Here is a 3,353-nt window from a genome sequence, read left to right on the forward strand (position 1 = left end):
CTGTTACAGGACAATGCAGAAATAGGATCCGCCAAAGCGGCAATGGAGCCGCCAAACATACTGCCACCCGGATTCCTGGTTCGTCGATTCAGCGGCAGCAGAAGCCGGACTTTGCGCCAGCCGTTTTCCAAGGCCAACACTTTGACCCCCATACTGCGAAACGGCGGGAACCACTCCAGACGCCGGGCGGGGGAGATCCAACCTGTATATCTCAACCAGTCGGTTAGATGCATCAGTTTTATATCACCCTCAGCTCAGGATACTCCCGTCGAATTCACAGGGTATATCGGTAAAACAGTTGGCTTTGATCGCAATCATCCGCAAAATAGACGTTTTACCCTTCGACCTCACCCATGCAGACCAGACTCAGTCCCCAAACACTTGAATCTGCTAATGGCCGGGAAGCCGAGCAGATCCTGCGCAGTTGCGTACATTGCGGATTCTGCACTGCTACCTGCCCCACCTACCAACTGTTGGGAGATGAACTGGACGGACCGCGGGGCCGCATCTATCAGATCAAGCAGCTGCTCGAGGGTACGACTCCCACTGACAGTCTACAACAGCACCTCGACCGCTGCCTCTCCTGCCGCTCTTGTGAGACCACCTGTCCCTCAGGCGTCAATTATAGCCGCCTGCTGGAGATAGGACGGGAACACCTGGAGCGGATCAAGCCCCGAACCGGCATGGACAGCCTGCGCCATCAACTACTCATCAAGACACTGCCCTATCCCAAACGGTTTGGTGCACTGCTGAAACTTGCCCGAGCAATAAAAAGATTGTTGCCAAGACGTCTGCGATACACCATTCCAGCCAAACAGTGGACCGGCCATTGGCCCGAGGCGCGGCACCAACGCCGCATGCTCATACTGGACGGCTGTGTTCAGCCTTCGCTGGCTCCGGCCATCAATTTCAGCACAGCGCGGGTGCTGGACCGGCTGGGCATCAGTCTGATCAGGGTGCCGGAAGCGGGATGCTGCGGCGCAGTCAACCTGCATCTGGGTGCAAACGATGCAGCCAAACGTTTTGCGCGCCGCAACATCGATGCCTGGCTGCCGCTGCTGAAAACCGGAGCCGAAGTGCTGATCAGCACTGCCAGCGGTTGCGGGCAGACAATCAAAGAGTACCCACAACTCCTGAGCGACGATGCTGAATATGCGGAAAAAGCCGCAATAATCGCTGCTGCCACCAAGGACATAGGGGAAGTGCTGCTGAATGAAGACATCAGTCAACTCTCATTGGGTTCCGCACAACATCCACCCATCGCATTCCACTCCCCCTGCACCCTGCAACACGGACTGGGCATGCAAGGGGTCGTTGAACGACTGCTTCTAGACCTCGGATATACCCTCACAACCGTCGATGATGCCCATTTGTGCTGCGGCTCTGCAGGCACATACTCCCTGTTGCAGCCAGACTTATCCGATAGACTCAGACGCAACAAACTCCGCAATCTTCAGGCAGGTGGGCCAACGCTCATCGCCACCGCCAATATAGGCTGCATGAATCACCTGCAGGCTGAATCCAGGGTTCCTGTAAAGCACTGGATCGAATTACTGGATCATTCTCGTACCCCTTCTTGAGGAGCACTAACCAGCAATCACCCATTTAGTATCAATCAATCTCAGCGCCCTCCATTTTGCTTCCCTCCCGGGTGGCAAATGCTATGATTGCTGTGATAAAGGATAAAGAGATAGTGCAGCGGAACATGCCTCAAACAATTCAACCTAAAACTTGGCGTCCATCGCGTTTCATCCAATGGTTATGCGCGGCACTCTCTCTGCTGCCACTCTGGTTCAGCCCCGCCCTGGCCACAATTACTGACCCTCCGGAAAACAAGGTTGCCCGGCAACAGTTTCTCGATGCCGAACAGGCTCTGAAAAAGGGCCAGTTGAAAAAATACCAGGCACTCAAGCATCAACTGCAGGCCTATCCCCTGCTGCCCTATCTTGAATACCAGGAGATTACCCGGCATCTGGCACGGCAGGATTCCCAAACCATCCGGACATTCATAGACAAATATGCCGAAACGCCGCTTAGCAGCAGACTGCGTAACAACTGGCTGGACTTGCTGGCAGGCAAGCATCGCTGGGAAATCTATCTCGATTTTGCCAAACCTGGGGGAAGTATAAAGCGCCAGTGCCACCGCCTGCGGGCATTGATCGAAACCGGCCAGCAACAACACGCGTTTACTCAGATCGAACCTGTCTGGCTTAGCAGCCGTTCCCGTCCAAAGGCCTGTGATCCGGTGTTCAAGGCGTGGAATGATGCCGGTGAATTAACCGACACGCTGGTATGGCAGCGAATCAGCCTCGCCATGCAAGCCAGGCAGATTCGTCTGGCAAGATATCTCAAACGTTTCCTGCCAAACAGCGAGGGCAACTGGGTCAGCCTCTGGATCGACATCCATCGTGACCCTCAAAAGCTTATGCAGAATCAGCGTCTGCAAGAAAACCATCCCATGCGGGACGAGATTCTGGTTCACGGGGTCAGGCGACTGGCTCGCAAAAGCCCTGAAAAAGCCTTCGAATTTTGGCAATCGCTACAAGTGCGAGGGCAATTCACAGATGCTCAAAAACTCGCCGTGGGCCGCACGCTTGCCGCCAATCTGGTGGACACATCCGGGGAGACATTTTCCCGGATCATCGAACAGGTTGTGCCAAAGCATCTGCGGCTGGATCCAAGGCTCTCCGACAAGCAGTTCCGTCAGGCCCTGGAGTCCCAGGATTGGGAACGGGTACTCGCCACCATTGCCGGTCTCTCCGAGTCAGACAGATCGAAAGAGCGCTGGCGGTACTGGCGTGCCAGAGCGCTATTACAACTTGGCCAGCAGGAGAAAGGCAACCAACTGCTCGAAACACTGGCGAAGAACCGCAGCTACTATGGTTTCATGGCGACCAACCGTCTGGGTACCCGCTTCACCATGGCTCATGCAGCCATTGATGTCGCCGATGACGTAGTGAATCGCATTGCCAGTCAACCCGGCATGCAGCGGGCGAGAGAACTGAAAATTCTGCACAGGCCCATCGACGCACGTCGTGAGTGGAACTGGGCACTGAGTAACCGCAGCACCGACGAACTCAAGGGCGCAGCCCGCTTGGCACAGCAGTGGAATTGGCCTTCTCAGGCCATTCTCACCCTGGCGAAGATCCGTCACTGGAATGATCTGGAACTCCGCTTCCCCCTCACCCACAGGACGTTGATCGATCAACAGGCCAAGAGTCTCGATATTGACAACGCCTGGATCTACGCCATTCTGCGTCAGGAGAGTGCCTTTATTACCGATGCCCGTTCCAGTGCAGGCGCCATGGGCCTGATGCAGCTAATGCCCCGCACTGCCCGCGACGTAGCGACAA

Annotated in this window: 3 protein-coding genes; 2 read left to right on the forward strand and 1 reads right to left on the reverse strand. The window is 55.6% G+C overall.

What is annotated here, in order from left to right:
* The coding region (locus G9Q73_RS19165; protein WP_218649912.1) for a PaaI family thioesterase at window positions 1-233 on the reverse strand (233 nt) is incomplete at its 3' end.
* 120 nt (window positions 234-353) lie between these two features.
* On the opposite strand from G9Q73_RS19165, the gene glcF reads away from it, so the two are divergent.
* The gene (gene glcF / locus G9Q73_RS01650) at window positions 354-1,580 is read left to right on the forward strand and encodes a glycolate oxidase subunit GlcF (RefSeq protein WP_177418199.1); all 1,227 of its coding nucleotides are present in this window, start codon (window positions 354-356) and stop codon (window positions 1,578-1,580) included.
* 125 nt (window positions 1,581-1,705) lie between these two features.
* On the forward strand, window positions 1,706-3,353 hold a 1,648-nt coding region (locus tag G9Q73_RS01655; RefSeq protein WP_177418200.1), incomplete at its 3' end, for a transglycosylase SLT domain-containing protein.

Origin of the sequence: endosymbiont of Lamellibrachia barhami (assembly GCF_011947365.2) — a bacterium.
Taxonomy (GTDB): domain Bacteria; phylum Pseudomonadota; class Gammaproteobacteria; order Chromatiales; family Chromatiaceae; genus QGON01.